Genomic DNA, 3,384 nt, shown 5'->3' on the forward strand with positions numbered 1-3,384 from the left:
CGCTGGCGGCCGTGTTGGCGTTCAGCCAGCGCAGGTTTACTTGCGTGGAAGAGGCTGCTACCGCCGCCAAGTTTGTCGGCACCTGCGGTAAGGCGACCGGCGCGGCCACGGCGAAGCGCCGGACTACCGCCGCGGCCGCGGCGGTGTTTTTGTCGCCGAGCTGTGTGGCCGTCACCGTCACTTGGCCCACGCCGGTCAAGGTCACGGTGTTGGTGGCACCAAGCGTGGCCGGGCCGCTCACGGCGAAGCTCACGGGCAGGCCCGAGCTGGCCGTGGCACTCAAGGCAAACGCGGCATCCCCCAGCGTTTTGCCCGGCAGGACGGCGAACGTAATCGTTTGGGCTAGCTTGGCCGGGGTGGTGACCGGGACCACGTTGCTGTAAGCCGAGTAGGTGCCGGCCGCGTTGCGCGCCCGCACCCGGTAGTAGTAGGTCGTGGCCGCCACCACCGTCGTGTCGGCCGTGGCCGTGGCCGTGCCCGAGGGGGCCGGAGAGAGCGTAAGTGACGCGAAGCCAGTCGTGGCGCTCGTGCTCGAACGCTCAACCAGCACGGCCGCCGCGCTGGCGGCCGTGTTGGCGTTGGCCCAACTCAGGTTCACCCGCGTCGGATTGGCCGCCGCCGTGGCGGCCGCGAGGTTCGCCGGGGCCTTCAGCGTGGCCGCGGCGAGTTGGCCCCACTTGGCCAGCTCCACCGACGGCGGGGCGGCAGCGGTGCTGCCGCCCGGCACGAAGCGCACCCGAATGGTAACGCTCTGCCCCGCCGGCAGCTTTCCGTTGGGGTAGGCTGTTCCGCCCAAGCGCACCAGCAGGTTGCGCACCATGCCATTGGGGGCCTCCCAGTAGTCGAGCTTCTCCTTCGTCGCTTTGATGAAGTACTGGTCTTTGTGGCTGCGGTTGGGGTCGGCCGTCACCACGTCGAAGTAGGCGCCGGCCGGCTCCAGAATCTCGACCTTCATGCTTTGCCCGCCTTGCGTCAGGGTCAGGCTGCGGGTGGTTTTGTTGCCGTTGGGCAAGGCCGTCAGCGTCTGGTATTGGGTGTAGGTGGGGTAGGTGCCGTCGGCTTTTTTCATCTTGCTCGTCAACGTTGTTGTCGAGTTGTTGATGCCCGAAATGGCCGCCTTGGTGTGCATCATCCAGATGACTTCGACCGGGTTGGTGGCCGCGACTTCGTCTTGCACCAGCACCTGGGTCGAGCCGAACAGCATCACCCCGCGCTGCACTTTCCTCACCTGACGCGCGTCGCCGGCGAAGCCCGTTTTGCTGTCGGCCGGCAGGGGCGAGTACGAGTCGGTCAGGTCGCCCACGACAAACGACTGGCTGGCCGAGCTTTGGAAGGCCACGATCGTGTCGCGCGACCGGGATTTCTGGTTCGCAAACGCCAGCGTTTTTTGGGTATTGGCGCTGATGGCCAGCGTATTCTGCCCCTCGGTCCCGTCGCGGTAGTACGTCCAGCGCGCACTGCTTTGGTGGTCGCCCGTGAAGATGTCGCTCGGGTAGGGAAAGTCGGCGCCCATGTCGAGGGCCCAGCGCTGCCCCAGCGCGTCGAGCACGAACATGCCGTTGTCGAGGTGGGCGTGGCTTTTCTCGTTGGGGCCGGCCAGCAGGCCCGTGAAAAAGGCGTTTTTATCGTCCCAGGCGCTGCGCAGCGTGGCCACCTCAGGGCCGCGGTAGAGGCCATCCTTAGGGGGCTTGTTGGCGGTGGAAGTCATTAGTGCGTCTTTGTACCACAGCATGCTATAGGCCGAGCTGAGGCTGCCGGAGCCCAGGCCCTGCTGCGCAAACAAGGGCCGGTTGAACTGGCGCCCCAACCACAGCCCCGCCAACGGTATGCCTTGGTTGCCGTCGCCTTGGTCGCCGTAGTTGAAATTTTTGCCCGCCGGCCCGTTCATGTGCAGCACGTAGGTGTAGCACTTGTCGAAGCCGGGGGCCTGGGTCATGCCCAGCACGTTGGGGTCGAGCGCCGTGCGCACGGCGTCGAAGAGGTAGAGGTTGTACTCCAGACCGAAGGCGAAATACGTGACGCCCTCGTAGCTGCCCCCGTCGGGGGCGTACAGCGCCAGCGCGTGGTTGGTGTTGGTGAGGTAGTTGGCCCGCACGCGGGTCAGCATCGAATCGGACGTCTGGGTGTTGACGTCGGCCACGGCCAGCGCGCCCACGCCCAGCCCGCCGTTGACGACCAGCCCCCAGTTGCCGTTCAAGCCCAGGGCCGGGTCGCCGTAGCTGTTGGCCCAGCCCACTCCGCTTTGCTTCATGCGCTTGAAGCTGTAGCGCAGGCCGCGTTTTACAATGGTGCTGGCGTAGCGGGTGCGTTGGGCGGCAGTCAGCCCGTCGAAGAGCCAGTCGTAACCGAGCGACACGGCCACGGTGAAGGCCGACGTTTCCAGGTTGTCTTTGCCGTCGACGCCCACCCAGCCGGCATTCGACTTGGCCAGGGCGTCGATGTAGAACTTCGGGTCGAACGTGTACGTGAAAGCGCAGATGGCGTCCAGGTCGGCCACGGCCTTGTTGAGCCAGCGCCGGTCGCGGGTGAGCACGTAGAGGGAAGCAAAAGTTTGCTGGCGCGTCAACACCGTGCGGGCCCATTCGTTGCCGGGCTTGTAGCCCTTGGCGGGGTTGTTAGTGGATTTGTTCAGAGAATCGTCTTTAGCATATTGATTTCCTCTCTTGATCAACGCATGGTAGCCGTCGACGAAGCGCTTGTTGGCGGCCACCGACGAGTACACCGGCGCCGTGGCGTAACGGCCGGGCGCCGAGTAGGTGGGCCGGGTGGCGAAAATGCGGCTGCGGACGCTGTCGGCCTTGTTCGGGGTGAAGTGCAGGCGGGGGTGCCCCGACGTGAGGGTGTGGCCCAGCAGCTTGACTTGAGCGTGGCTGGCAAAGCTACCCAGCAGCAGTACGACCCAGAGGCAGTAAGCTGCACCAAAGCGACAAACGGAAAAGCCCCGGTCGAATGGCGGCAGTTGGAATGGGTTCTTGTGTTGCATGAGTGATTGAAGTTACATGAGTGATAGGTGACAGTGAGAGTAGCGTGGCCCGTTGACGGGGTACTGGATGCCGCTGCGAACCCAAGCATCATCCATGGTCTGCCCGGCCTATGAATGCCACTGCTCAATGGCTAGGCCTATAAAGGTGCCCGAACCACTAGCGGAAAGCATACCAGCCGAGGCTTACTCGACCTGGTGGATGGAGCACTCGGACTTGCCGTTGAGGTAGGAGGTGAGATAGCAGGTGCCCGAGTATGAAACCGTGGGCAGGTGCAACTTGGTTGTGCCCGCCTGCAGGCACCCGCCTACCCAGCTTACAAGCTGACCCTGCTCATCGTGTACATACAAGCGACGCGGGTTGCACGATGGTTGGTGAGTGAAGTTCATGTTCATGAGGGGTG

Annotated in this window: 2 protein-coding genes; both read right to left on the reverse strand. The window is 64.3% G+C overall.

Features of this window, described 5'->3' with window-relative positions:
- Nucleotides 1–2,983 (reverse strand): heparinase II/III domain-containing protein (locus tag ACYSMN_RS25420; RefSeq protein WP_488926741.1); only part of this gene is annotated, 2,983 nt, incomplete at its 3' end.
- Between the two features lie 183 nt (nt 2,984–3,166).
- Nucleotides 3,167–3,384 (reverse strand): hypothetical protein (locus ACYSMN_RS25425; protein ID WP_488926742.1); only part of this gene is annotated, 218 nt, incomplete at its 5' end.

The sequence above is a fragment of the Hymenobacter sp. M1-2 genome (genome assembly GCF_057808495.1).